This window comes from Bacillus sp. JJ634, from assembly GCF_036962285.1.
GTDB lineage: Bacteria > Bacillota > Bacilli > Bacillales > DSM-1321 > Peribacillus > Peribacillus asahii_A.
The window spans coordinates 1,864-2,133 of record NZ_JBALMU010000134.1 but is presented as its reverse complement, the minus strand read 5'-3'; positions in this window follow the sequence as shown (position 1 = coordinate 2,133).

Here is a 270-nt window from a genome sequence, read left to right as displayed (position 1 = left end):
AAAGGAAGTATCTGAGGAAAACGATTGTTCAATTAAATAGGAGGGCTGTCCCGAACGCCATTTTTAGGACAGCCTTAATGATTGGGTTGCAATTTACCTTTCCTGAGTCTTTTGATGATGTAGTCAATAAGGTCATTACGATAAATCAAGAAAGCTGATTATAGAACAAAATGAAAGAAGTGGAAACAATGAAGGAAGAGTGGAAAATATTTTTTCAATTATTTTGGATTTTTTTTAAAATGGGGCCTGTCACGTTCGGAGGCGGCTATG